General features: G+C 60.7%; 20 protein-coding genes. 13 read left to right on the top strand and 7 right to left on the bottom strand.

Annotation, left to right across the window (positions count from 1 at the left end):
- Positions 1-4: 4 nt before the first annotated feature.
- Positions 5-1,960 carry a choline transporter BetT gene (gene betT, locus DKB71_RS01755; protein WP_406591438.1) on the bottom strand — a complete coding sequence of 652 codons (1,956 nt, stop codon included), beginning with the start codon at positions 1,958-1,960 and terminating at the stop codon, positions 5-7.
- 305 nt (positions 1,961-2,265) lie between these two features.
- Positions 2,266-3,192, bottom strand: coding sequence for a serine O-acetyltransferase EpsC (epsC, locus tag DKB71_RS01750; RefSeq protein ID WP_046815348.1), 927 nt, complete (start codon positions 3,190-3,192; stop codon positions 2,266-2,268).
- Between the two features lie 190 nt (positions 3,193-3,382).
- Here epsC and DKB71_RS01745 point away from each other — a divergent pair, with 190 nt between their 5' ends.
- The 12 genes from DKB71_RS01745 to DKB71_RS01690 all read left to right on the top strand — a co-directional run bounded on the left by DKB71_RS01745 (position 3,383) and on the right by DKB71_RS01690 (position 15,923).
- On the top strand, positions 3,383-4,375 hold the full coding sequence (locus tag DKB71_RS01745; RefSeq protein WP_274075079.1) for a D-cysteine desulfhydrase: 993 nt from the start codon (positions 3,383-3,385) through the stop codon (positions 4,373-4,375).
- A 289-nt stretch (positions 4,376-4,664) separates the two neighbouring features.
- Positions 4,665-5,465 (top strand): cystine ABC transporter substrate-binding protein, encoded by an 801-nt coding sequence (gene tcyJ, locus DKB71_RS01740; RefSeq protein WP_077186170.1) that lies wholly within the window; start codon positions 4,665-4,667, stop codon positions 5,463-5,465.
- Positions 5,465-6,130, top strand: coding sequence for a cystine ABC transporter permease (tcyL, locus tag DKB71_RS01735; protein ID WP_274075077.1), 666 nt, complete (start codon positions 5,465-5,467; stop codon positions 6,128-6,130). The genes tcyJ and tcyL overlap by 1 nt, the downstream gene beginning before the upstream one ends.
- A gap of 4 nt (positions 6,131-6,134) precedes the next feature.
- Positions 6,135-6,890, top strand: a complete 756-nt coding sequence (tcyN, locus tag DKB71_RS01730) for an L-cystine ABC transporter ATP-binding protein TcyN (RefSeq protein WP_408599476.1) — start codon at positions 6,135-6,137, stop codon at positions 6,888-6,890.
- A 454-nt stretch (positions 6,891-7,344) separates the two neighbouring features.
- Positions 7,345-8,106, top strand: a complete 762-nt coding sequence (locus tag DKB71_RS01725; protein WP_323626544.1) for a hypothetical protein — start codon at positions 7,345-7,347, stop codon at positions 8,104-8,106.
- A gap of 219 nt (positions 8,107-8,325) precedes the next feature.
- A complete protein-coding gene (locus DKB71_RS01720) occupies positions 8,326-9,567 on the top strand; it encodes an SfnB family sulfur acquisition oxidoreductase (protein ID WP_408599475.1) in 1,242 nt (413 codons plus the stop codon).
- 23 nt (positions 9,568-9,590) lie between these two features.
- Positions 9,591-10,784 (top strand): SfnB family sulfur acquisition oxidoreductase, encoded by a 1,194-nt coding sequence (locus tag DKB71_RS01715; RefSeq protein ID WP_408599474.1) that lies wholly within the window; start codon positions 9,591-9,593, stop codon positions 10,782-10,784.
- Positions 10,784-12,151: an LLM class flavin-dependent oxidoreductase gene (locus DKB71_RS01710; protein ID WP_408599473.1), complete on the top strand. Its 1,368-nt coding sequence runs from the start codon at positions 10,784-10,786 to the stop codon at positions 12,149-12,151. Before DKB71_RS01715 ends, DKB71_RS01710 begins: the two co-directional genes overlap by 1 nt.
- 118 nt (positions 12,152-12,269) lie before the next feature.
- Positions 12,270-13,079 carry a MetQ/NlpA family ABC transporter substrate-binding protein gene (locus tag DKB71_RS01705; RefSeq protein WP_408599472.1) on the top strand — a complete coding sequence of 270 codons (810 nt, stop codon included), beginning with the start codon at positions 12,270-12,272 and terminating at the stop codon, positions 13,077-13,079.
- A gap of 2 nt (positions 13,080-13,081) precedes the next feature.
- A complete protein-coding gene (locus DKB71_RS01700; protein WP_408599471.1) occupies positions 13,082-14,203 on the top strand; it encodes a methionine ABC transporter ATP-binding protein in 1,122 nt (373 codons plus the stop codon).
- Positions 14,193-14,837: a methionine ABC transporter permease gene (locus tag DKB71_RS01695; RefSeq protein WP_323606558.1), complete on the top strand. Its 645-nt coding sequence runs from the start codon at positions 14,193-14,195 to the stop codon at positions 14,835-14,837. Before DKB71_RS01700 ends, DKB71_RS01695 begins: the two co-directional genes overlap by 11 nt.
- 453 nt (positions 14,838-15,290) lie before the next feature.
- Positions 15,291-15,923 (top strand): class I SAM-dependent methyltransferase, encoded by a 633-nt coding sequence (locus DKB71_RS01690; protein WP_408599470.1) that lies wholly within the window; start codon positions 15,291-15,293, stop codon positions 15,921-15,923.
- 138 nt (positions 15,924-16,061) lie between these two features.
- Here DKB71_RS01690 and DKB71_RS01685 read toward each other — a convergent pair whose 3' ends face one another.
- The 3 genes from DKB71_RS01685 to DKB71_RS01675 are packed head-to-tail and all read right to left on the bottom strand — an operon-like array spanning position 16,062 to position 21,279.
- On the bottom strand, positions 16,062-19,115 hold the full coding sequence (locus DKB71_RS01685; protein ID WP_408599469.1) for an efflux RND transporter permease subunit: 3,054 nt from the start codon (positions 19,113-19,115) through the stop codon (positions 16,062-16,064).
- Positions 19,112-20,179: an efflux RND transporter periplasmic adaptor subunit gene (locus tag DKB71_RS01680; protein WP_323626534.1), complete on the bottom strand. Its 1,068-nt coding sequence runs from the start codon at positions 20,177-20,179 to the stop codon at positions 19,112-19,114. Before DKB71_RS01680 ends, DKB71_RS01685 begins: the two co-directional genes overlap by 4 nt.
- Positions 20,176-21,279 carry an efflux RND transporter periplasmic adaptor subunit gene (locus DKB71_RS01675; protein ID WP_274075066.1) on the bottom strand — a complete coding sequence of 368 codons (1,104 nt, stop codon included), beginning with the start codon at positions 21,277-21,279 and terminating at the stop codon, positions 20,176-20,178. Before DKB71_RS01675 ends, DKB71_RS01680 begins: the two co-directional genes overlap by 4 nt.
- A gap of 190 nt (positions 21,280-21,469) precedes the next feature.
- On the opposite strand from DKB71_RS01675, the gene DKB71_RS01670 reads away from it, so the two are divergent.
- Positions 21,470-22,666, top strand: coding sequence for an AAA family ATPase (locus DKB71_RS01670; RefSeq protein WP_408599468.1), 1,197 nt, complete (start codon positions 21,470-21,472; stop codon positions 22,664-22,666).
- Positions 22,667-22,690: 24 nt separating this feature from the next.
- Here DKB71_RS01670 and DKB71_RS01665 read toward each other — a convergent pair whose 3' ends face one another.
- Both DKB71_RS01665 and DKB71_RS01660 read right to left on the bottom strand, forming a co-directional pair.
- A complete protein-coding gene (locus DKB71_RS01665; RefSeq protein WP_408599467.1) occupies positions 22,691-23,668 on the bottom strand; it encodes an RHS repeat-associated core domain-containing protein in 978 nt (325 codons plus the stop codon).
- 224 nt (positions 23,669-23,892) lie between these two features.
- Positions 23,893-24,675: a MetQ/NlpA family ABC transporter substrate-binding protein gene (locus DKB71_RS01660; RefSeq protein ID WP_274075063.1), complete on the bottom strand. Its 783-nt coding sequence runs from the start codon at positions 24,673-24,675 to the stop codon at positions 23,893-23,895.
- Positions 24,676-24,817 lie beyond the last annotated feature (142 nt).

Below are 24,817 nucleotides of genomic sequence, written 5' to 3'. Positions count from 1 at the left end.
CCGCTCAACGCACCAGGTGCAAGAACTGCATGTGCCGTTCGTACTGGTCAAGGATGTCGTTGATGATCTGTTCCTTGGTGTATCCCACCAGATCGTAGTTCTGACTGCCCTCGCTCAAATGCACTTCGGCCCGGTAATAACGACGGTTGTTGAGTTCCTTGGAGCCCATGCCGCCGCGGGCGAATGACGGCGTAAAGTAGCCGCGCATCTGTACCTGATAGATGAACGGGTGTTCGTCGCCGTGACCGATTTCCAGGCTGACGCTGTCATTGACCGGCTCAGGGTGAGTAACGACCTTCAGGCCCTTTTCGATAAACACCGCCGACACCTCTTCGATGGCCGGGCGTACCGTCGAATCGAGGAAGCGATAGACCTCGTCCCGCGACGGGAAATGCACCGCCTGACTCAAGCGCTGGCGCCAACCACCGCGCCGCGAACCGGACACCGGCGCCAGGGAATGCATCTGCGCAATCTGCTTCTGCGATTCCAGGTAAAACGCTTTATGCAGGCCCCACATCATCAACAGCAAAATCAGCGAGAACGGCAGCGAAGTCAGGACCACGGCGGACTTCAACGCATCGATGCTGCCGGAAAACAGCAGCGCACTGGTCACCAGCGCAGTCATTGCGCCCCAGAACACCCGCAGCCATTTCGGCCCGTCTTCATCCGGGTTGCCACCCTTGGCGGACAGCGTCGACAACACCACGGTGCCGGAATCGGCAGAGGTGACGAAGAACACGAAGCTGATGAACACCGTGACCGCGATCACGGTCTTGCTCCACGGGTAGGTTTCCAGCAGCAGGTAGAGGGTCATCGACGGGTTGTCGATGGCCGACATGCCCAGCGCCGACATGCCGTGGTTGAGCACCTGATCGATGGCGCTGTTGCCGAAGATCGACATCCACGCCAGGGTGAAGCCCAGCGGAATCAGGAGCACGCCGAAAACGAACTCGCGGATGGTGCGGCCACGGGAAATCCGCGCAATGAACAGGCCCACGAACGGCGACCAGGCGATCCACCAGGCCCAGTAGAACACCGTCCAGCCACCCAGCCAGTCACTGGGCTTGTCGTAGGCGTAGAGGTCGAAACTCTTCATCGGCAAGGCGCCGAGGTAGTCGCCGACGTTCTGGATCAGGGTATTGAGCAGGTGCTGGGTGGGCCCGGCGAACAACACGAACAGAAGCAGCGCACAGGCCAGCAGCATGTTGATGTCGGACATGACCCGCACGCCCTTGTCGACGCCGGACACCGCGACGATGATCGCCGCGCCCATCATCAGCGTGATCAGGCCGACCTGGATCCACTGGGTGTGAGCAATGCCGAACAGGTAGTCCAGGCCCGAGTTGAGGTGCAACACGCCAAAGCCCATGTCGGCACCGAGACCGAACACCGTGGCGATGATGCCAAAGCCGTCCACCGCGTAACCGATGGGGCCATTGATGCGCTTGCCGATCAGCGGGTACAGCGCCGAGCGCAGGGCCAGCGGCAGGTTATGCCGGTAGGCGAAGTAGGCCAGCGCCATGCCGACAAAGGCGAACACGCCCCAACCATGCAGGCCCCAGTGCAGAAACAGGATCTGCATCGCCTGCCGCGCCGCATCCGCCGTGCCAGCCTCGCCCTGGGGCGGTTGCAGCATATGGGTCAGGGGCTCGGACACGCAGAAGAAAAACAGCGTGATGCTGATCCCGGCGGCGAACAGCATGCCGGCCCAGGACAGATAACTGAATTCGGGCTCGTCGTGGTCGGCACCGAGTTTTATCTTGCCGTAGCCCGATAACGCGGTGACCACCACGAAGACCAGATACAGGGTCATCGCCAGCATGTAGTACCAGCCAACCGTGTTGGCCGCCCAGTTTTGCGCCGCCAGCAACCAGGCGCCGGCCTGTTCGGGCATGGCAATGACCACGACGCCGAACAGCAGAATGAAGGTCGCCGCGAAGTAGAACACCGGCGGATTCATGCGGACCAGGCCGCTTGGGGGAATGGACGATGCACTCATTGCAGGTGCACCTCGAAGGGGTCAATCGTGGCTGTAGATATCGGACTCAGCAAAGGCAAGCCTCCTGTTGTGAGCGGGCAGCGAACCACCGGTTTAACTTGAATGAACGTTCAAGTTAAACATGAATAGGGGGCTAAGGACTAATTCCAGAGCTCGGCGGTCATGCTTTTGTAGGAGCTGCCGTAGGCTGCGATCTTTTGATTTTGGTTTTGCGGAGCGCTTAAAAGATCGCAGCCTCGTTGCACGAGACAGCTCCTACACAGCTCCTATTTCTGAGCCCCATCATCCAGCTGCAGATTGGCCTGGGTCAGGTTACTGCCCGCCGGCACACTGCGGGTCAGCCAGACATTGCCGCCAATGGTCGAGCCTTTGCCGATGGTGATCCGCCCCAGAATCGTCGCCCCGGCGTAAATCACCACGTCATCCTCGACGATCGGATGCCGCGCCTGGCCCTTCTGCAACTGGCCGTCTTCATCCGCCGGAAAGCGCTTGGCACCCAAGGTTACCGCCTGATAAATCCGCACCCGCTCGCCGATGATCGCGGTCTCGCCGATCACCACACCGGTCCCGTGGTCGATGAAGAAACTGCGACCGATCTGCGCGCCCGGGTGAATGTCGATGCCGGTGGCCGAATGCGCGATTTCCGCGCTGATCCGAGCCAGCAAGGGCAAGCCCGCACGATATAGATGATGAGCCAGGCGATGGTGAATCACCGCCAGAATGCCGGGATAGCACAGCAACACTTCATCGACGCTACGCGCCGCCGGATCGCCGTGATAAGCCGCCAGAACGTCGGTGTCCAACAGGCTGCGCAGCCCAGGCAACGCGAGGGCGAAGTCCTGGATGATCTGAATAGTTTTGGCCTCGACCTCAGTGTCGGCCTGGGCGCTGTGACGGGCGGCATAGCGCAATTCGAGCCGCGCCTGCGCCAGCAATGCATTCAACGCCACATCGAGGGTGTGGCCGACGTAGAAATCCTCACTCTCTTCGCGCAAGTCCACCGGCCCCAGGCGCATAGGGAACAGCGCCCCGCAGAGTGCTTCGAGAATGTCCGCCATTGCTGCCCGCGACGGCAATTCGCGACCACCCTGCTCACCGCTGGCGCGGCCGTTTTGTGCACGCCACTGCTCACGTGCCGTACGCAGCTGGCTGACGATGGTTTGCAACTGCCAATGGCTGGATCGCTCACTCACGGTAAAAACTCCTCACGGGCGGCCGGACTGTCTGGCCGCACTGACGGCGATTACTTTACGGCAAGGCTCGCAAGCGAAATTAAGAACCAATTGTGCTGTCGTAATTACAATCGGCTATAAGCGATTCACGGTTGCCCCGACAAAGTGGCGTGCCTATAGTCCAGAGACCTTCCACCGCCAGTACGGACCCATGATCAAACAACAGCTTGCCCGCTTCAACCGTCTAGACCTGCTGGGTCAACCGACCGCCCTGGAAAAACTCGAACGCCTGTCGGCCTGGCTGGGGCGCGACGTCTACGTCAAACGCGATGACCTGACCCCACTGGCGATGGGCGGCAACAAGCTTCGCAAACTCGAATACCTGGCGGCCGATGCCCTGGCCCAGGGCGCAGATACCTTGATCACGGCGGGAGCGCTGCAGTCCAACCATGTACGTCAGACCGCTGCCATTGCGGCCAAGCTGGGTCTGGGCTGCGTGGCCCTGCTGGAAAACCCCTTGGGCACCGACGACGCCAATTATGTCGGCAACGGCAATCGGCTGTTGCTGGATCTGTTCGATGCCAAGGTCGAGCTGGTCGAAAATCTGGATAACGCCGACGAGCAATTGCAATCCCTGGCTGCTCGCCTGCGCAGCAACGGCAAGAAGCCATACCTGGTGCCGATCGGTGGCTCCAATGCGCTGGGCGCCCTGGGTTATGTGCGAGCTGGCCTGGAACTGGCCGAACAGATCAAGGACACCGGGCTGAATTTCGCCGCCGTCGTCCTCGCCTCGGGCAGCGCCGGAACACACAGCGGCCTGGCATTGGCGTTGAGCGAAGTATTGCCGGAATTGCCAGTCATCGGCGTCACGGTTTCGCGCAGCGATGAAGACCAGCGGCCAAAGGTCCAGGGCCTGGCCGAGCGTACCGCCGAGTTGCTGGGGGTGACGCTGCCGGAGAGTTTCAAGGTCGAGTTGTGGGACGAGTATTTCTCGCCACGTTACGGCGAGCCCAATGCCGGGACGCTGGCAGCGGTGAAGCTGCTGGCCGGCCAGGAAGGCCTGTTACTGGACCCGGTCTACACTGGCAAGGCCATGGCGGGTTTGTTGGACGGGATCGGACGTTCACGTTTCGATGAGGGCCCGATCATCTTCCTGCACACCGGCGGGGCGCCGGCGTTGTTTGCCTATACGAGCTTCTTGTAAGAACCAAGATCAAAAGATCGCAGCCTTCGGCAGCTCCTACAGGGTACGCCGATCATGTAGGAGCTGCCGAAGGCTGCGATCTTTCACCAAACAATGCATATTCCTTTAAGAAATAATAAAAATAGAATTTATTACTTTCTAATCTAAAAGCACCATCATATAGTCACGCCGCAGGCGAATTTGCAACGAGACGCATACGCTGCTTTAGGGCAGGATATCGCAGTCGTCCAAATCCCGAATTTGCCAACTTTCCTTAAGCGTCTTCCATAAGAAAACACAGGGGCTTGTCATGAATTTTTCCGCACTACGTCGAAATCTGCTGGTGGGTTCGCTGGGCCTGGCCCTCAGTGCCGGCCTGATTGGCCAGGCAGTGGCCGGTGAGCAACTGCAACAAATCAAGGACAAAGGCGTGATCAACGTCGGCCTGGAAGGCACCTACCCACCGTTCAGCTTCGTCGACGCCGACGGCAAACTGACCGGCTTCGAAGTCGAATTCTCCGAAGCCCTGGCCAAAGAGCTGGGTGTGAAGGTCAAGCTGCAACCGACCAAATGGGACGGCATCCTCGCGGCACTGGAATCCAAGCGCCTGGACGCGGTGATCAACCAGGTGACCATCTCCGAAGAGCGCAAGAAGAAGTATGACTTCTCCGAGCCCTACACCGTTTCCGGGATCCAGGCGCTGGTACTGACCAAGAAAGCCGCCGAGCTGAACATCAAGTCCGCGGCCGACCTGGGTGGCAAGAAAGTCGGCGTGGGCCTGGGCACCAACTACGAGCAATGGGTCAAGGCCAACGTGCCGACCGCTGACGTGCGCACCTATGAAGACGATCCGACCAAGTTCCAGGACCTGCGTGTCGGCCGTATCGACGCCATCCTGATCGACCGTCTGGCCGCGCTGGAATACGCCAAGAAAGCCAAGGACACCACCGCTGCCGGTGAAGCGTTCTCCCGCCAGGAGGCCGGCATTGCCCTGCGCAAAGGCGAGCCTGAACTGCTGGCAGCCGTGAACAAGGCGATCGATAAGCTGCGCGCCGACGGCACGCTGAAAAAGCTTTCGGAAAAATACTTCAGCGCTGACGTCACTCAATAATGGAAGAAGCTTTTCAACTCGCACTGGACTCCCTGCCCTTCCTGCTCAAGGGGGCCTACTACACGGTCATCTTGAGCCTGGGCGGGATGTTCTTCGGCCTGGTGATGGGCTTCGGCCTGGCACTGATGCGCCTGTCGCGCTTCAAGCTGATCAGCTGGATCGCCCGCATCTACGTGTCGTTCTTTCGCGGTACGCCGTTGCTGGTGCAACTGTTCGTGATCTATTACGGCCTGCCGCAATTGGGCATGGAACTCGACCCGCTGCCGGCGGCCCTGATCGGCTTCTCGCTGAACATGGCCGCCTACGCCTGTGAAATCCTGCGTTCGGCGATCAGTTCCATCGAGCGCGGCCAGTGGGAAGCTGCTGCCAGTATCGGCATGACCCGCGCGCAAACCCTGCGCCGGGCCATCCTGCCGCAGGCGATGCGCACCGCATTGCCGCCACTGGGCAACAGCTTCATTTCACTGGTCAAGGACACCGCGCTGGCGGCCACCATTCAGGTGCCGGAACTGTTCCGCCAGGCGCAGCTGATCACCGCCCGTACCTTTGAAGTCTTCACCATGTACCTTGCCGCCGCGCTGATCTACTGGGTCCTGGCTACGGTGCTGTCGCACCTGCAGAACCAGCTGGAAGCACGGGTCAACCGGCACGACCAGGAGTCCTGACCCCATGATTGTCGTGGAAAAACTGACAAAGCAGTTCAAGGGTCAAGTGGTGCTCAACGGCATCGATCTGCAAGTGAAGGAAGGCGAGGTCGTGGCGATCATCGGGCCAAGCGGCTCGGGCAAGACCACCTTCCTGCGCTGCCTGAACTTCCTCGAAGAACCCACCAGCGGCCGGATCAAGGTCGGCGACATCGAGATCGATACCAGCCGCCCGCTTAACCAGCAACAGAGCCTGGTGCGCCGTTTGCGCCAGCACGTGGGCTTCGTGTTCCAGAACTTCAACCTGTTCCCCCACCGCACCGCCCTGGAAAACGTCATCGAAGGCCCGATCATCGTCAGGAAGATCGCGCACGCCGAGGCCGTTGCCCTGGGTAAAAAGCTGTTGGCCAGGGTCGGCCTGGCAGGCAAGGAAGACGCTTACCCGCGCCGCCTTTCCGGTGGTCAGCAACAGCGTGTGGCGATCGCCCGCGCGCTGGCGATGGAGCCGGAAGTGATCCTGTTCGATGAACCGACCTCGGCGCTCGACCCGGAGCTGGTGGGCGAAGTCCTGTCGACCATTCGCAGCCTGGCCGAGGAGAATCGCACCATGGTCATCGTCACCCACGAAATGGGGTTTGCCCGCGACGTGGCCAATCGTGTGGTGTTTTTCGACAAGGGCGTGATCGTCGAACAAGGCGAAGCGAAGGCGTTGTTTGCCAACCCCAAGGAAGAACGCACGAAACAGTTTCTCAGCAAGTTCCTGAACAACGCCCACAACTAAACCTCTCGTAACATCGGTCAACTTCCATGGATGGAAGTGCCACCCTCCCCGCACCAAACTCTTACTCTTACATAATTAAATGTACGTGCACGACAAGCACATCTTGTCAGCGCACTCGATACATATATGTATTGCGCAACAGTTTTGCCGACTGGACATCCAAGCGCATCGTGAACCCATATAATGCGCCAGCCCCTCATAAAACGGCGCCTTGAGCAGGTAAAGTCGACTCATCGGAACGGCTTATTAACTTCAACGCGTAGGAGTTTTCTGAATAACACCCAACACTTCATTTAACTAGTCCACTCTATTGACACTGACTCCAGCACACTCTTATCTAGTCTCCTGCCAGCGGCACTGATCACGCCAAATCATTATTTCAAATCAAAGTAATGAACGGTTTTGCTGTTGTTTTCCGAAACGGACTTCATTGCAAAACATCAAGGAGACTTCCATGACATGCACCTCAAACAAAATCGAACTTGCCGCGCCGACACTGGCGCAGTCCCACAAGGCCGGGATCAACCTCGCCTCGGCCGCGCACTTGCTGATCGAGGTGCCACCCTACCCCGGGATGGACGAAGGCGACCTGATCGAACTGTTCTGGGACAACTGCTACGTCGCCTCGAGGGCCCTGAAGGCCAATGAGATCGGCCAACCCGTTCAGCTACGGGTACCCGAGAGCTTTATCGCCAGTGGCGCTTCTCGCGTTCACTATCGAATCATGCAAATAGGGCAGGCGCCGATCGTATCGCCCGCCCGGCGGCTGCAGTCAAAACTCGAGTGCCCCGGTGGACAGCCTACTGCGCTGACTGGCGACGAGAACCAGAGCCTGGCACCGGTAAAACTTCCCGGAACGATTTGCCGGCAGGGGGTGAATCCCAACCAGATCAAGCGCGGCGTGCCAGTCACTATCGAGCCGTACCTGAACATGGCCGCCGATGACGAAATCACCCTGCGCTGGGGCGATGCCCGCATGGATTTGCCGCCACTCAAGGAGAGTGATGTGGGCCAGCCGATTCAGATCTGGGTGCCACCGGCGATCATTCTCGAAGCCGGCGAAGACCTGCGCCTGGAGGTGACTTACTGCATCCTTGATCGTGTCGGCAACAATTCGCGCTGGGCGCCAGCACGGGCGTTGAAGATTGGTTGTGCCAATCCCTATCTCAAGGTGCCGAAAAAAGAACACCTCAAAGCCGCCGAACGACGAAAGTGATGAGGCGCAGCTTGACCTTCTATGCATATTCCTAAAAGTTAGTTCAAAAAACATTTATACACGTTTAGGGTATATAGACCGGACCACCGGACATTCTTGTTTTCGTTCGCCGCACCCCGCGGTGTTTCCATGAGATGTGAGGTAGGTAGGTATGGTCCGGAACACAATCACCCCAGTGCAGATCGCCAGGGCATTGCGTGTAGCCAAGGAGTGGCACTGATGTCCAGTCTGGCTGATGCAATCGTCCAGAGTGACCTGGACATCGCCCCCTTGTTGTTGCCCGCGCACGTGCTGCGCAACGATGCCCAGGCCATCAAGGCCGCCCATGAGCTGGCGCAAGTCGCTCGCCTGCAGGCTGCCCGGCGCGACCAGCAGCGCAAGCTGCCGTGGTCGGAAATCGAACAATTCACCCGAAGCGGCTTGGGCAGCATCGCCATTCCCCGCGAGTACGGCGGCCCGCAGGTTTCATTCGTCACCCTGGCCGAGGTGTTCGCGATCATTTCCGCGGTGGACCCGGCCCTGGGGCAGATTCCGCAGAACCAGTTCGGCATTCTCAACCTGGTGCTCGGCAGCGCCACCGAGGCGCAGAAAAAACAGCTGTTCAAGAGCGTCCTGGAAGGCTGGCGAATCGGCAATGCCGGGCCGGAACGCGGTGCTAAAAACACCCTGGAACTCAAGGCGCGCATAAGCGCCGACGGCGATGGTTTTGTCCTCAACGGGCAGAAGTTCTATTCCACCGGCGCGCTGTTCGCGCACTGGGTCGCGGTCAAGGCGCTCAACGACGATGGCAAGCAGGTGCTGGCCTTCGTCCGTCGCGGTACGCCGGGGCTGCGCATCGTCGATGACTGGTCCGGTTTCGGCCAGCGCACCACCGCCAGCGGCACCATTTTGCTCAACAACGTGCGGGTCGACGCCGAGCTGGTGGTGGATAACTGGAAGATCAACGAAACGCCCAATACCCAGGGTGCGGTTTCGCAATTGATCCAGGCCGCCATCGATGCCGGCATCGCCCGGGGCGCCATTGATGACGCTATCGAGTTCGTGAAAACCCGCTCCCGACCATGGGTCGACGCCAACGTCGAACGGGCCAGCGATGACCTGTACGTGATCGCCGACATCGGCAAGCTGAAAATCGAATTGCACGCCGCCGAAGCACTGTTGCGCAAGGCCGGGCAGGTGCTCGACCAGGTGAGCGCCGCGCCGCTCACCGCCGAGTCTGCCGCCCGCGCCTCGATTGCCGTGGCCGAAGCCAAAGTGCTGACCACCGAAATCTCGTTACAGGCCAGCGAAAAGCTCTTCGAGCTGGCCGGCAGCCGCGCCACCCTCGCCGAATTCAACCTCGACCGCCACTGGCGCAACGCCCGGGTGCACACCCTGCACGACCCGGTGCGCTGGAAATATCACGCGGTGGGTGCCTATTACCTGAACGGCACTTTGCCCGCTCGCCATTCCTGGATCTGACGACCAGACATCTGGAGAAACACATGACCCTTTCTCAACACGTCGCGGTCATCACCAGCGATGAGCAAGCCCTGATCGTCGCCAGCGACCTGGCCGAAGATTTCCAACGCGACAGCGCCCTGCGCGACCGCGAACGCCGTTTGCCACACCCGGAGCTGGAAGTGTTTTCCCGCTCGGGCCTGTGGGGCATCAGCGTGCCCAAGGAATACGGCGGCGCCGGCGTTTCCAACGTCACCCTGGCCAAGGTCATCGCCCTGATCGCCCAGGCGGATGGCTCCCTCGGGCAAATCCCGCAGAACCATTTCTACGCGCTGGAAGTGCTGCGTGTGAACGGCAGCGATGAGCAGAAAAAACGTCTGTACGCCGAAGTACTGGCCGGTCAGCGATTCGGCAATGCCCTTGCCGAACTGGGTACCAAAACCGCCCACGACCGCGTCACCCGCCTGACTCGCGATGGTGACGGCTATCGCATCAACGGTCGCAAGTTCTACGCCACCGGCGCGATCTACGCGCAGCGCATCCCGACCTCCGTGATCGATGAAAACGGCGTGCAGCAACTGGCGTTCGTCCCGCGCGACAGCAAAGGCCTGACCGTGATCGACGACTGGAGCGGCTTCGGCCAGCGCACCACCGGCAGCGGTTCAGTGGTGTTCGAAGATGTCTTTGTTGCCGCCGAAGACGTGATCCCGTTTCAAAGCGCGTTCGAGCGCCCGACCCCGGTCGGCCCGCTGGCGCAGATTCTCCATGCCGCCATCGACACCGGCATCGCCCGCGCGGCCTATGAAGATGCGCTGCATTTCGTGCGCACCAAGACCAGGCCGTGGATCGACGCCACCCATGAAAAAGCCACCGACGACCCGCTGACCATCAAGAGCTTCGGGCACTTGAGCATTCGCCTGCACGCCACCGAAGCCTTGCTGGAGCGCGCCGGGGAATTCCTCGACAAGGCACAGGCCGACACCAACGCCGAAAGCGTCGCCGCCGCGTCGATTGCCGTCGCCGAAGCCCGGGCCATCAGCACCGAAATCTCCCTCGCCGCCGGCACTACCTTGTTCGAACTGGCCGGCAGCCAGGCCACGCTGGTCGAGCACGGCCTGGATCGCCACTGGCGCAATGCCCGGGTGCACACACTGCACGACCCGGTGCGCTGGAAGTACCACGCGGTCGGCAACTACTACCTCAACGATGAAAACCCGCCGCTGCGGGGGACCATCTGATGGCCGACGCGAAAAAGAAGATCCTGCTCAACGCGTTCAACATGAACTGCATCGGGCACATAAACCATGGCCTGTGGACGCATCCGCGGGACACCTCGACCCAGTACAAAACGATCGAATACTGGACCGAACTGGCGCAACTGCTCGAGCGCGGGTTGTTCGACGGCTTGTTCATCGCCGACATCGCCGACATCGTCGGCGTCTACGACGTGTACCAGAACTCGGTGGACGTGCCGCTCAAAGAGTCGATCCAGCTGCCGGTCAACGACCCGCTGCTGCTGGTCTCGGCGATGGCTGCCGTGACCAGAAACCTCGGTTTCGGCCTCACTGCCAACCTCACCTACGAACCGCCGTACCTGTTCGCCCGGCGCATGTCGACCCTGGATCACCTGAGCCGCGGTCGGGTGGGCTGGAACATCGTCACCGGCTACCTCGACAGCGCCGCCAAGGCCATGGGCCTGAGCGAACAGGTCGAGCATGACCGCCGCTACGACCAGGCCGATGAATACCTGCAAGTGCTCTACAAACTCTGGGAAGGCAGCTGGGAAAACGGCGCGGTGCTCAACGATGCGCAGCAACGGATCTACGCGCAACCGGAAAAAGTGCACAAGGTCGAGCACAAGGGCGAGTTCTATCAGGTGGAGGGTTATCACCTGTGCGAACCCTCGCCGCAGCGCACCCCGGTGCTGTTCCAGGCTGGCAGTTCCGATCGCGGATTGCTGTTCGCCGGGCGGCATGCCGAATGCGTGTTCATCAGCGGGCAGACAAAGGCGTCGACCAAGGTACAGGTGGACAAGGTCCGCGCCAGCGCCGTCGAGGCCGGGCGCAATCCCGAGGACATCAAGGTGTTCATGGGCTTGAACGTGATCGTTGGCGCGACTGAAGAACTCGCTTGGGCCAAGCACGCCGAATACCTGAGCTACGCCAGCGCCGAGGCGGGAGTGGCGCATTTTTCGGCCTCCACCGGGATCGACTTTTCCGAGTACGCCATCGACGAACCGATCCAGTACGTCAAGAGCAACGCGATCCAGTCCGCCACCAAAAACCTGCAGAACAACGACTGGACCCGACGCAAATTGCTCGACCAACACGCCCTCGGCGGACGCTACATCACCGTGGTCGGCTCGCCTGAACAAGTGGCCGATGAGCTGGAATCGTGGATCGCCGAAACCGGCCTGGACGGTTTCAACCTGACGCGGATCGTCACGCCGGAAAGCTATGTGGATTTCATTGAGCTGGTGATTCCGGAGCTGCAACGGCGCGGGTCGTACAAGACCGCCTATGACAACGGGTCCTTGCGCGAAAAGCTGTTTCATGGCGAGGCGCATTTGCCTGAGCAACACACCGGATCGGCGTTTCGACGCTAAAAGCTTCGCGAGCAAGCCCGCTCCCACATTTGAAATGCAATCCCCTGTGGGAGCGGGCTTGCTCGCGAAGAGGCCCTGATAAACACCCCAAATTCATGCACTGACTGGAAAAACCATCATGACCAAGAACCACCTCTCTAACCCAGTCAAAGCACTGGCCCTGGCCCTCGGCCTGTTCAGCTGCGCAGTGTTCGCCGCCGACGCCCCACTGAAGATCGGCACCACCGCCGCCTTCGCCATTCCCCTGGAAGCGGCGGTAGCAGAAGCCGGCAAACAAGGCCTGAAAGTCGAACTCGTAGAGTTCACCGACTGGATCGCGCCCAACGTCAGCCTCGCTGCCGGCGACATCGACGTGAACTACTTCCAGCACATCCCCTTCCTGGAAAACGCCAGGAACGCCTCCGGCTTTGACCTGGTGCCCTTCGCCCCGGGGATCATCAACAACGTCGGCCTCTACTCGAAGAAATACAAAAGCTTCGACGAACTGCCGCAAGGCGCCAGCGTGGCCATCGCCAACGACCCGATCAACAGCGGCCGTGGCTTGCAGCTGTTGGCCAAGGCCGGCTTGATCACGCTCAAACCGGGTGTCGGCTACAAGGCCACCGAAGAAGACATCATCGCCAACCCGAAGAACATCAAGATCCTGCAAGTCGAAGCCGTGCAACTGGTGCGCGCCTATGACGACGCTGATCTGGTACAGGGCTACCCGGCCTACATCCGCCTGGCGAAAACCTTCGACGCCGGCTCCGCCCTGCTGTTCGACGGCCTCGACCACAAGGAATACGTGATCCAGTTCGTGATCCAGCCGAAAAGCAAAACCGACCCGCGCCTGATCAAGTTCGTCGACATCTACCAACACTCGCCGGCCGTTCGCGCAGCCCTGGATAAAGCCCACGGCAAGCTCTACCAAGCCGGCTGGGAGAGCTGAGCATGACGGCAGCCACGCAACGGCGACTGGACATTCCAGCGCTCAAGAATGCTGACCAGACCGAACTGCACCCGGCACTCAATCGGGCCCATGTGCGCTTCATCGGCCTGGGTAAAACCTACGACGGCAAGCAAGGACCGGTGGCGGCGCTGCAAGGCATCGACCTGGCGATCCAGCGCGGTGAGGTGTTCGGCATCATCGGCCGCAGCGGCGCCGGCAAGTCGTCGCTGATCCGCACCATCAACCGCCTCGAACAACCGACTTCGGGTCGCGTGCTGATCGATCAGGTGGACATTGGCGAGTTCGACGAAGACCGTTTGGTGGCGTTGCGTCGGCGCATCGGCATGATCTTCCAGCACTTCAACCTGATGTCGGCCAAGACCGTCTGGCAGAACGTCGAGTTGCCGCTGAAAGTCGCCGGAGTGCCGAAGGAAAAACGCGAGCAGAAGGTGCGTGAACTGCTGGAAATGGTCGGCCTACAGGGCAAACACAAGGCTTACCCGGCGCAGCTTTCCGGCGGGCAGAAACAGCGCGTCGGCATCGCCCGCGCGCTAGTGCATGACCCGGCGATTTTGCTGTGCGACGAAGCCACTTCGGCACTGGACCCGGAGACCACCCAATCGATCCTCGGCCTGCTGCGCGAGATCAATCAGCGCCTGGGCCTGACCATCATCCTGATCACCCACGAAATGGCGGTGATCCGCGAGATCTGCGATCGCGTGGTGGTCCTGGAACATGGACAAATCGTCGAGCAAGGCCCGGTCTGGGAAGTCTTCGGCAACCCGCAGCATGAGGTCAGCAGGACCTTGCTCGCGCCACTGCAGCACGCCCTGCCGCCCGAGCTGCAAAGCCGCCTGCATCAACAAGCGCAGTCTTCGGAGGATGCCGTGGTGCTGCGCCTGCAATTCACCGGAACGGCCCATGCCGAACCAGACCTTGCCGCGCTGTTCGCTGCACTCGGTGGCCGCGTGCGTCTGTTACAGGGCGGTGTGGAACGGATTCAGGGGCATGCGTTGGGGCAACTGCTGCTGGCGGTCACCGGCTCGCCTCTCGGAGCCGATGAACTGCGTCATCGCGCCGGCAACTGGGCGCAACAGGTAGAGGTGTTGGGTTATGTGGTTTGATCGCTTGCTGCAAGGCTTCATCGACACCTTCCTGATGGTTGGCGTGTCGTCGTTGATCGCACTGCTGGCGGGGATTCCGCTGGCGGTAGTCCTGGTCACCAGCTCCAAGGGCGGCATCTACGAAGCCCCGGCGCTGAACCGCGCACTGGGTGCCTTCGTGAACCTGTTCCGCTCGATTCCGTTCCTGATCCTGATGGTGGCGTTGATCCCGTTCACCCGGTTGATCGTCGGTACCACCTATGGCGTGTGGGCGGCGGTGGTGCCGTTGACGATCGCTGCCACGCCGTTCTTTGCACGCATCGCCGAGGTCAGCCTGCGCGAGGTCGATCATGGTTTGATCGAAGCGGCGCAGGCCATGGGCTGCCGACGTGGGCATATCGTCTGGCATGTGCTGTTGCCTGAGGCGCTGCCGGGGATAGTCGGGGGCTTCACCATCACGCTGGTGACGATGATCAACTCATCGGCCATGGCCGGGGCGATCGGTGCGGGTGGCTTGGGGGATATTGCGTATCGGTATGGGTATCAGCGGTTTGACAGTCAGATCATGCTGACGGTGATTGTGTTGCTGGTGGCGTTGGTGGCGGTGATTCAGTTGGGTGGGGATAGGTTGGCTCGGGGGTTGAACAAACGCTAGATCAAGATCAAAAGATCGCAGCCTTCGGCAGCTCCTACAGGGAATGTGTGCACCCTGTAGGAGCTGCCGAAGGCTGCGATCTTGGCGATATTTCGTACAAGAAAATCGGCAATTCTGAAGGCTAAATCCCTTTCCTTTGCAGGACGTTTCCTAGATTATTCCGCTCGCTTGCGCCTGCCAAATTCCGTGGTTAGTCTCGGTCCGTCACTGCTCATCAGTGATCTGGTTTAGTAGCCCGGAACAATAGGCGCATAGCGTTTCCATGCTCATGTCGGCACTTTGCCGCATGCGGAATATGGTGGCTGTGCGTGGGGCACCTTCGCTGGCAAGCCAGCTCCTGCAGATGACCGACGCGATCCATTGTAGGAGCTGGCTTGCCAGCGAATGGCTGCGCAGCAGCCCCAGGCTTGATGGCGTATATTCGGCAAATCCCTATTGCCTGCGCAGCCGACCATGAAACAGACCCCCGACGACCTCGAGCAGATCACGTCCATCACCCTGGGCCACTACAACTCGGTAGCCGAAGGTTTCCGCGAAGGCACCCGCGATCACGATGTCAGTCAGAACATTGATGCGCTGTTGCGACACATTCAGGGCAAGGCGCCGTTCGACATTCTCGATTTTGGCTGCGGTCCCGGTCGCGACTTGCAGACCTTTACGCGCATGGGCCACACGGCGGTCGGGCTCGACGGATCGGAGAAGTTTGCGCAGATGGCCCGGGAGGACAGCGGTTGCGAAGTCTGGCAGCAGGACTTCCTGAAGCTGGATTTGCCGGACGAGCGTTTCGACGGGATTTTTGCCAATGCGGTGCTGTTTCATATCCCGCGCCAGGAGTTGCCTCGGGTGTTGAAGGAGCTGAGTGCGGCGTTGAAGCCGAAGGGTGTGTTGTTCAGTTCCAATCCCCGTGGCGAGAATCAGGAAGGCTGGAACGGGCCGCGGTATGGGGCGTATCACGATCTTCAGGCGTGGCAGCAGTTGCTGACCGAGGCGGGGTTTGTGGAGCTGGAGCATTACTACCGGCCGGCGGGGCTGCCGCGGGAGCAGCAGCCTTGGTTGGCGAGTGTGTGGCGCAAGATTCAAGACTGACCATTGGCGGGGTCTGTACTGGCGCTTTCGCGAGCAAGCCCGCTCCCACATTGGATCTTTGTGTACACAAAATCTGTGTTCAATGAAGATCCAGTGTGGGAGCGGGCTTGCTCGCGAATAGAGCGCGCAGCGCTCGCCTTACTGCACTTCTTTCTTCGGCTCTTGGATCCTGTACCAGGCCACATACAGCGCCGGCAAAAACAGCAGCGTCAGCAAGGTGGCGACTATGATCCCGCCGATCATCGCGTAGGCCATCGGCCCCCAGAACACCTCCCGGGCGATCGGGATCATGCCCAGGCTCGCCGCCGCGGCGGTCAGCAGGATCGGCCGGCGACGATGTTCGGTGGCTTCCACCACGGCATCCCAGGGTGACGACCCTTGCGCCACGAACGCGTCGATCTGGGTCACCAGGATCACCGAGTTGCGGATGATGATGCCGATCAGCGCCAGGATACCGAGGATCGCCACGAAGCCCATCGGCGTGCCGGTCGGCACCAGCGCCAGCACCACGCCGATCAGGCCCAGCGGCGCGACGCTGGCCACCAGGAACATCTTCTGCACGCTGTGCAGCTGGATCATCAGGAAGGTGGCCATCAGGAACACCATCAACGGCACGACCTGGTTGATCGGCCCCTGGGCCTTGGCGCTCTCCTCCACCGTACCGCCCGTGGCGACCTTGTACCCCGCCGGCAACGCGGCGGCGAATGTGTCGATGTCCGGTTTGAGCAGTTTCACCAGGTCAGTGGGCTGGATATCACCGATCACCGCGGTCTTGATGGTGATCGTCGGCTTGCGGTCGCGACGCCACACCAGCGGTTGCTCCAGCTCGTAACGCACGGTGGCAAACGCCAGCAGCGGAATCGAGGTGCCGCCCGGGGTGAGGATCTGCAGGTTCTGCAGGGTTTCCGGCGAACCCCGTTCGGCGTCCACCGCGCGCCCGACCACGTTGATCAGGTAGATGTCGTCGTCGACCTGGGTCACCGTGGAACCGCTGACGATACTGTTCATCAGGTTCGCCACGTCTTCGGACGACAAGCCAAGCTGGCGCGCCTTGTCCTGGGCGATGTCGATGCGTAGCACCTTGCCGGGCTCGTTCCAGTCGTAAATGATCTCGCCGATGTGCGGGTTCTTGTCCAGCACGGTCGCCAGGTCGATGGCGTGCTTGCGCACCTGGTCGATGTCCGGGCCGCTGACGCGGTACTGGATCGGCCGCCCCACGGGCGGGCCCATCTCCAGTGCCTGGACGAAACTGCCGATGCCGACGAAGTCTTTGCGCAGGCGCTCACGCAGGCGATCGCTGAGGGCTGTGCGCGTCTCGAAGTCCTTGGCGACGATCACCAGCTGTGCGTAGTAAGGGTTCTGCAGTTGCTGGTCGAGGGGCAGGTAGAAACGAATCGCGCCCTGGCCGATGTAGGTACTCCAGCGCACGATGTCGGGGTCGCCCTTGAGGGTTGCTTCCAGCTTGTCCACGGCTTTGCGGGTTTCATCGATGGAGGCGTTTTGCGGCAGGTTCAGGTCCACCAGGATTTCCGGACGATCCGAGGCCGGGAAGAACTGGTTCTGCACAAAGCGCATGCCGACAACCGACAAGGCGAATATCAGCATGGTGATGCCAATCGCCAACCAGCGATTGCGCATGCTCCACAGCAGGCCGCTATTGAAGGCCCGCCCCAAGCGCCCTGGCTCGGCCGAGTGCGGCTTAACATTGACGCTGAGGATGTGCACGCCGATCACCGGGGCGAACAGCACCGCCACCACCCACGAGACCATCATGGCCACGGCGATCACCGCAAACAGGGTGAAGGTGTATTCACCGGCCGAGCTGCCATTGAGGCCGATGGGGACAAAACCCGCCACCGTCACCAGGGTGCCGGTAAGCATCGGGAACGCGGTCGAGGTGTAGGCAAAGGTCGCGGCCTGCTCCTTGGTTTCGCCCAATTCCAGGCGCGAGACCATCATCTCGACCGTGATCATTGCGTCATCCACCAACAGGCCCAACGCGATGATCAGCGCACCGAGGGAAATCCGCTGCATGGTGATGCCGCTGTATTCCATGAACACAAACACCATCGCCAGTACCAGCGGGATCGAGCACGCCACCACCAGGCCGGCGCGTACGCCGAGGCTGATGAAGCTGACCACCAGCACGATCACCACGGCTTCGAACAAGGCACTGGTGAACCCGCCAACGGCGGCTTCCACCACCACAGACTGATCGGACACGTTGTGCACGCCGACGCCCACCGGCAGATTGGCCGTCAGCTCGCTGATGCGCTGGTGCAGGGCCTTGCCGAAGTCCTGGATGTTGCCGCCCGTTTGCATGGCAATGGCCAGGCCAATGGCGGGTTGGCCATTGAAGCGAAACTCCGGCGTCGACGGGTCGACGTAGCCACGCTGGATGTCGGCAATGTCGGCCAGGCGATAAAAGCGATCATTAAGGCGCAAATTGACGTTGGCCAGATCCTTCTCGGAAATGAACTGCCCGGACGTGCGCACGGAAATCCGCTCGGGCCCGGCTTCGATGACCCCGGCCGGGGTCACCGCGTTCTGGGTCTGCAGGCTTTGTACGACTTGCTGTTCGTCGATACCCAGCGCCGCCAGTTTGCGCGTCGAGAAATTCAGGTAGAGCACTTCGTCCTGCTGGCCGACCATTTCGATCTTGCCCAAGCCCGGCACACCGCGGATATCGGCGCGCGCCTGCTCGACGTAGTCGCGCAACTGGCGCAGCGACAGGCCGTCGGCGGTAAAGGCGTAGATCGAACCGAACACGTCGCCGAACTCGTCGTTGAACGACGGGCCCTGGATGCCCTGGGGAAACGAGTAGCGAATGTCGCCGATCTTCTTGCGCACCTGGTACCAGATTTCCGGAATGTCCTTGGCCTTGGTGGTGTCGCGCAAGTACACGTAGACCGTGGATTCGCCGGGACGGGTGTAGCTTTTCACGTAGTCGAGGGAATCAAGCTCTTCGAGTTTTTTCTCGATACGGTCGGTGACCTGCTTGAGGGTTTCTTCCTGGTTCGCACCCGGCCAGCGGGTCTGGATCACCATGGTCTTGATGGTGAACGACGGGTCTTCCTCGCGTCCCAGGTTGAGGTACGAAAACACGCCCATCAACAGTGAGACAAACATCAAATACCAGACGAACGACTGATGCTTGAGGGCCCATTCGGATAAGTTGAAACTCCCTTTCATTGTGGGCTGCCCTCGTCGACTTTCACTTTTTGCCCCGGCTTGAGGCTGTTCACACCGGCACTGACCACTCGCTCGCCGGCCTTGATATCGTTGGCCAGCACCACCGTGCTGTCCGTGCGGCTGACGATGCTGACATCCCGTGGGGAAACGGTTTGCGTCTGCGCATCGATGACCCAGACGCGGTTTTTACCGTCGACCTCCTGCAATGCGCTCAGGGGCAGTTCGATGCGCGGCTTGACCGCGCTCTTCAAGGTCACGCTGATCGCCGTGCCGAGACGAAATGCGGGCGGCGTCTCGGTCAGCGTCAGGCGCGCGCGGCGTGTGCGCGTTGCGCTTTCGGCCTGGGGCTCGATTTCACGCACGGTGGCCGTGGTGGTAATGCTCGGGTTCAGTTGCGAGGCGACCTGAAACACCACGTCGGCGGGCAACTGCTCGATCAGGGTGTCGGGCAAGTCAATCACCGCTTCCTTGATGTCCGGCTGCGCCAGGGTCACCACCTGCTGGCCCGCGGTGACGACTTGCCCGGCTTCGGCAGCCCACGCCGTGACCACGGCCTTGTGATCGGAGCGCAACTCAACGTAGTTGAGCTGATCCCTGGCCTGGCTGACCGCGGCCTTGGCCTGGTCGAGCGAGGCCTGTGTGGTTTTCAGATCGGTAATTGCACTGTCGAGTTGCGCCTGTGAGCCCACCCCGCGATCGAACAGTTGTTGCTGGCGTCGGGCGCTGGCCTGGGCATTGATGAGCTGCGCCTGGATACTCGCCAGGTCGCCTTCGGCCGAACGCAACTGGTTCTGCTGGTCGGTGGGGTCGAGCGTGGCGAGCAAGGCACCTTTTTCGACTTCGGCACCGACATCGACGCTGCGACTGGCAATGCGCCCCGGCACGCGGAAGCCGATGTTGCTTTCATAGCGGGCCTGGATGCTGCCAGCGAATCGCCCCAGGTTTTCCTCGTCGAGGGCTTTGACCTTGATGGACAGCACCGGACGCACTGGCTCCGGAGCGGGTTCTTCTTTCGAGCAGGCCGCCAGCATCACACTGGCGAACACCAGTAGCAGGCGCTTCATGGCTGAGCCCCCGCAGTCAGGTCCTTGTAGGTGTCTTCGGCGATTTCCACCTTCACACCGGGGTGCAGCAACTGGCCCCCGGCGATCACGACTTTTTCACCGCCGGTGAGCCCGGCGCTGATGATGACTTTACCGGTCAGGTAGCGGCCCACCGTGACGTTGTGCAGTTGCGCCTTGCCTTCGCCATCCACCAGCCACACCGCCGGCTGGCTGATATTTTTGGTCAGCGCCGACCACGGCAGCTCCACGGCGGATTTGCCCCGGGTATTGGCGGTGGCACTCACCACCGAACCCAACTGCATGCCTGGCGGCAAGGCGTCGAGGGTGACCTTGACCTGCACCGTGCCGGTTTGCTCGGAGACGGCCGGGGTCACTTCGCGCACGGTCCCGGTGGTCTTGATCGCCGGGTTATCCAGCAGGCTCACCACCACCGCTCGATCCGACGGCGGCTCGGCCAGCAGCGATTCGTAGACGTTGAACACCGCATCGCGGTCGCCGTCCCGGGCCAGGCTGAAAATCGGTACCGTGGCCTGCACCACCTGGCCAACCTCGGCCTGGCGTGCTGTTATCACGCCCGGCGCGTCGGCAATCAACGCGGTGTAGCTCAGCTGTTCACGGGCGTTGGCCAGTTGCGCCTGGGCCGCCGCCAGCGAGCTTTGGGTGCTGCGCAAGGCCGCCTGGGCGGAATCGTATTCGCTTTGGCTGGTATAGCCCTTGGGCAAGAGTTTTTGCTGGCGCACGAAGGCGGCGGCGTTCTGTTTGACCTTCGCCTGCTCGGCGACGACCTGTGCCTGGGCCGAATCCACGTTGGTCTGCAGGTCCTTGGGATCGAGCCTGGCGAGCACCTGCCTGGCCGAAACCCGGTCGCCGACATCCACGGTACGCTGGATGATCTTGCCCCCGACGCGGAACGACAGCTCGGTTTGCACCCGGGCCTGGACATCGCCGGTCAACGTGATGTTGACGGCGTAGTCGGCCAGCTTGACCTCCTGCACGAAAACCCGTGGCCGATCCTTCTCGACCGGCTTTTCTTTGTCGCAAGCACTCAGCAAAGCCAGGAGGCTCAAGCCAAGCGCAATTTTCAATCCGGGAACAGCCATGCAGACTCCTTTGCGTTTAACGGGCGCGATTCGTCTGTCAGCTTAGAACAGGGTTTAATCTTCGCCTACGCAATAATCATCATTTCCACTGCAGGAGCTGCCGCAGGCTGCGATCTTTTGCGTTTGAATGATAAAGATCAAAAGATCGCAGCCTGCGGCAGCTCCTACAAGGTCACAGGGAACGTCCTTCATGCTAAAAACCCTCGCGGTGGCCAATTACCGCTCGATCAATAAACTGGTGATTCCGCTGGGCCGGCTGAACCTGATTACGGGCCCCAACGGCAGTGGCAAATCCAATCTCTACCGCGCGCTGCGCCTGCTGGCGGAAACCGCCCAGGGCGGCGTGGTCAATGCATTGGCCCGCGAGGGGGGACTGCATTCGACCTTCTGGGCGGGCCCGGAAACCATCAGCCGGCGCATGCGCAATGGCGAAGTGCCGATCGAGGCGACCGTGCCACGGGGCGTGAAGCGCCTGCGGCTGGGATTCTCCGGGGAAGACTTCGGTTACTCGATCAGCCTGGGGCTGCCCGACTCCAACGGTCACTTCATGCTGCCCGGGCACAGTACGCCTATTCCGTCGCGGTTCAGCCTCGACCCGCAGATCAAACGCGAGTGCCTGTGGGCCGGGCCGTTCTATCGGCCAGCGAGCCTGCTGGTGGATCGCGACGGGCCGCTGATCCGCGCTCGGGCCAACCGCAGTTGGGACGTGCTGGCTCAACACACGCCAAATTTCGACAGCCTGTTCGATCAGGTCGGCAGCCTGCGTACCTCGCCAGAAGTGCTGGAAATGCGCGAGTTCATCCGCCGCTGGCGCTTCTACGATCACTTTCGCAGCGACGCGGACGCCCCGGTGCGTCAGCCACAACTGGGCACCCGCACCCCGGTGCTGCACCAGGACGGCAGAGACCTGGCGGCGGCGTTGCAGACCATCATCGAAATCGGCGACCCCGAGGCATTGCGCAACGCGATCAGCGACGCCTTTCCCGGCGCGCGCCTGCACATCGAGCCGCTGGCCGGCGGGCGTTTTGCTATCGAGTTTTATCAGGAAGGACTGTTGCGACCGTTGTCGGCAGCCGAGCTGTCGGACGGCACCTTGCGGTATTTGCTGCTGGTGGCGGCGCTGCTGACGCCCAGGCCGCCGACACTGATGGTGCTGAACGAACCTGAAACCAGCCTGCATCCGGATCTGCTGCCGGCGCTGGCGCGCTTGATCATCCGCGCGTCCGCACAGTGTCAGGTGTGGGTGGTTTCCCATGCGCGGCGGTTGATTTCGGCGTTGCAGGAAGATCCTGAATGCAATTGCATCGTGCTGGAGAAGAATCTCGGGCAAACCGGGATTGTGGGGCAGCGGATGCTGGATGAGCCGGCCTGGTATTGGCCGGATTGACCGGCCAACCTTTCTGATGTGCCTTCAGATAGAGCGACGAATGTTGGCCGCTCTGGGAGCTGGTTGCTGCGCAAGGAGCTCGATAGAGCTCGAAGGCACCCGCCCCTTGTTCGTCACAAAACTCATCAAGGCAGCTTCAGTCCCGGGCTTTTTCACAGCCCAATAAGTCCCCACTCTCGATGCTAACGCCAACGTTGTCAGCCCTAAAGTGACATACCCCAGTATTGCGCCTGCCTCAGGTTTATCGGCGATTGCCACAGCGGCACTTGCAACCCCCACCAGACCTGTGGTGAGTATCGCGTTACTGGCCGTCACCGTGCTCGCTGCCGCAAAGGCCTGTCTGGCCGGTAATTTTCTCAATGCACCCAATCTCAAGGCATCCTTGGCCAAGTTATAGGCGGGGATGGGACGGGACATGCCCAGTCGCACATTCAACACACTCATCATGCTTGCGATCAATCGGCCTATTTCGGCAAACCGCCCCGTCGGATCACTGAGATTCACCGGATCCCCCAAACAATACGCATACGAATTCAACTCGCCCTGCCCAAACGGACTCAGCCGGTCATGGCTGTTGAAACGCATCAGCACCGGGTTGAACGCCCGATGCCCGTTACCCAGCAAATAATACCCGGTCACCGGGTCAAGACGTTCGCCGTTAAAGCCGAGAAGACTGCTCAGACCGCTTTCCACCCGATGATGACCATAAGCTGTGTAGACCTGTGGCAACGGCCCCACCGAATCAATCAGCTGCAAAACGGAGCGCTGTTGATCGGTGGCCAGCAACTGGCTCTTGAGGGTGTCGTTCTCGCTCGATTGCAAGGCGAGCAGTTGCTCGCCTTGCTGAAATACAGAATGACTGGTCTGTCCCTGCCTTTCCGTTACCAGATGCTGATGACGATAGAAGCGTTGCACGCTGGCCTGGTCGGCGCACTCGAGCCCTGTGATCTGGTCCAGCGCGTCATAGTGATACCGACACATAGGGGTAGGTACAGCTGTCATCGCGGGAGCCTCCTGGTCGAAGGCCAATCTTGCACCCATACCTGAGCCTCGGGCACCTAGCAGAACTGCTAGGTGCCGAGTGGTTTTAATGTGCGGTTACGCACTTGGATCGTTCCCACGCTCTGCGACTGGAGGCATTCCCACGCAGAGCGTGGGAAGATAAAAAACGCCGACGCTCTATCAGCCGTCGGCGTTGCAAACCTTGAAGAGGTTTACCTGGTGAATCAGAACGCTGGCAGTACCGCGCCGCTGTACTTCTTCTCGATGAATGCTTTCACTTCCGGGCTGGTCAGGGCCTTGGCCAATTTCTGGATGGCGGCGCTGTCCTTGTTGTCTGGACGGGCTACCAGGAAGTTCACGTATGGCGAATCCGGACCTTCAATGATCAGCGCGTCCTTGGCCGGGTTCAGGCCCGCTTCCAGTGCGTAGTTGGTGTTGATCATGTCCAGGTCGACCTGATCCAGCACACGCGGCAACATGGCCGACTCAAGCTCCTTGAACTTGAAGTTGTGCGGGTTCTTGGCGATGTCTTTTGGCGTGGACACGGCGTTTTTCGGGTCTTTCAACTCGATCAGGCCAGCCTTCTGCAGCAGGATCAGGGCACGGCCGCTGTTGCTGCCCTCGTTAGGGATGGCAATGGTCGCGCCGTCCTTGAGCTCGGCCAGGGTTTTGACTTTCTTCGAGTAGCCACCGAACGGTTCAACGTGAACACCGATCACGGTGACCAGGTTGGTGCCTTTTCCTTCATTGAAGCTTTTCAGGTATGGCAGGGTCTGGAAGTAGTTGGCGTCCAGACGCTTCTGGTCGACCTGAACGTTCGGTTGAACGTAGTCGGTGAAGACTTTGATTTCCAGGTCCACGCCTTCTTTGGCGAGGGTCGGCTTGATCAGCTCAAGAATCTCGGCGTGTGGAACCGGGGTCGCCGCCACCACCAGTTTCTCGCCAGCCTGGGCCAGGCCCGCAGTCAGGGCAGCCGCCAGTGCGGTGAACAACAGAACCTTTTTCATGCAGTGTCCTTATCGAAAATCACGGTCGCTTGTGGCGACGGCTAGATATTTAGGTGCCAGTGAAGTGCTATCGCTGGCGTGACGCGGACAATACCGGGATTTTTTATTCCCGAACAATATCTTTTATTCACTTTCATATTCC

It is taken from the genome of Pseudomonas sp. PLMAX (assembly GCF_046042685.1).
In the GTDB taxonomy this organism is placed as follows: Bacteria; Pseudomonadota; Gammaproteobacteria; order Pseudomonadales; family Pseudomonadaceae; genus Aquipseudomonas; species Aquipseudomonas putida_AE.
The sequence above is the reverse complement of the archived record's forward strand: the minus strand, read 5'-3'. Positions and strand labels throughout refer to the sequence as shown.

What these genes read in the sequence shown, in the direction of transcription:
- tcyJ (WP_077186170.1), top strand. Translation starts at nt 4,665, where the DNA reads ATGAATTTTTCCGCACTACGTCGAAATCTGCTGGTGGGTTCGCTGGGC.
- DKB71_RS01665 (WP_408599467.1), bottom strand. Translation starts at nt 23,668, where the DNA reads ATGACAGCTGTACCTACCCCTATGTGTCGGTATCACTATGACGCGCTG.
- DKB71_RS01660 (WP_274075063.1), bottom strand. Translation starts at nt 24,675, where the DNA reads ATGAAAAAGGTTCTGTTGTTCACCGCACTGGCGGCTGCCCTGACTGCG.
- DKB71_RS01705 (WP_408599472.1), top strand. Translation starts at nt 12,270, where the DNA reads ATGACCAAGAACCACCTCTCTAACCCAGTCAAAGCACTGGCCCTGGCC.
- DKB71_RS01720 (WP_408599475.1), top strand. Translation starts at nt 8,326, where the DNA reads ATGTCCAGTCTGGCTGATGCAATCGTCCAGAGTGACCTGGACATCGCC.
- tcyL (WP_274075077.1), top strand. Translation starts at nt 5,465, where the DNA reads ATGGAAGAAGCTTTTCAACTCGCACTGGACTCCCTGCCCTTCCTGCTC.
- tcyN (WP_408599476.1), top strand. Translation starts at nt 6,135, where the DNA reads ATGATTGTCGTGGAAAAACTGACAAAGCAGTTCAAGGGTCAAGTGGTG.
- DKB71_RS01680 (WP_323626534.1), bottom strand. Translation starts at nt 20,179, where the DNA reads ATGAAGCGCCTGCTACTGGTGTTCGCCAGTGTGATGCTGGCGGCCTGC.
- DKB71_RS01715 (WP_408599474.1), top strand. Translation starts at nt 9,591, where the DNA reads ATGACCCTTTCTCAACACGTCGCGGTCATCACCAGCGATGAGCAAGCC.
- DKB71_RS01745 (WP_274075079.1), top strand. Translation starts at nt 3,383, where the DNA reads ATGATCAAACAACAGCTTGCCCGCTTCAACCGTCTAGACCTGCTGGGT.
- DKB71_RS01700 (WP_408599471.1), top strand. Translation starts at nt 13,082, where the DNA reads ATGACGGCAGCCACGCAACGGCGACTGGACATTCCAGCGCTCAAGAAT.
- DKB71_RS01675 (WP_274075066.1), bottom strand. Translation starts at nt 21,279, where the DNA reads ATGGCTGTTCCCGGATTGAAAATTGCGCTTGGCTTGAGCCTCCTGGCT.
- DKB71_RS01725 (WP_323626544.1), top strand. Translation starts at nt 7,345, where the DNA reads ATGACATGCACCTCAAACAAAATCGAACTTGCCGCGCCGACACTGGCG.
- DKB71_RS01710 (WP_408599473.1), top strand. Translation starts at nt 10,784, where the DNA reads ATGGCCGACGCGAAAAAGAAGATCCTGCTCAACGCGTTCAACATGAAC.
- betT (WP_406591438.1), bottom strand. Translation starts at nt 1,960, where the DNA reads ATGAATCCGCCGGTGTTCTACTTCGCGGCGACCTTCATTCTGCTGTTC.
- DKB71_RS01685 (WP_408599469.1), bottom strand. Translation starts at nt 19,115, where the DNA reads ATGAAAGGGAGTTTCAACTTATCCGAATGGGCCCTCAAGCATCAGTCG.
- DKB71_RS01695 (WP_323606558.1), top strand. Translation starts at nt 14,193, where the DNA reads ATGTGGTTTGATCGCTTGCTGCAAGGCTTCATCGACACCTTCCTGATG.
- DKB71_RS01670 (WP_408599468.1), top strand. Translation starts at nt 21,470, where the DNA reads ATGCTAAAAACCCTCGCGGTGGCCAATTACCGCTCGATCAATAAACTG.
- DKB71_RS01690 (WP_408599470.1), top strand. Translation starts at nt 15,291, where the DNA reads ATGAAACAGACCCCCGACGACCTCGAGCAGATCACGTCCATCACCCTG.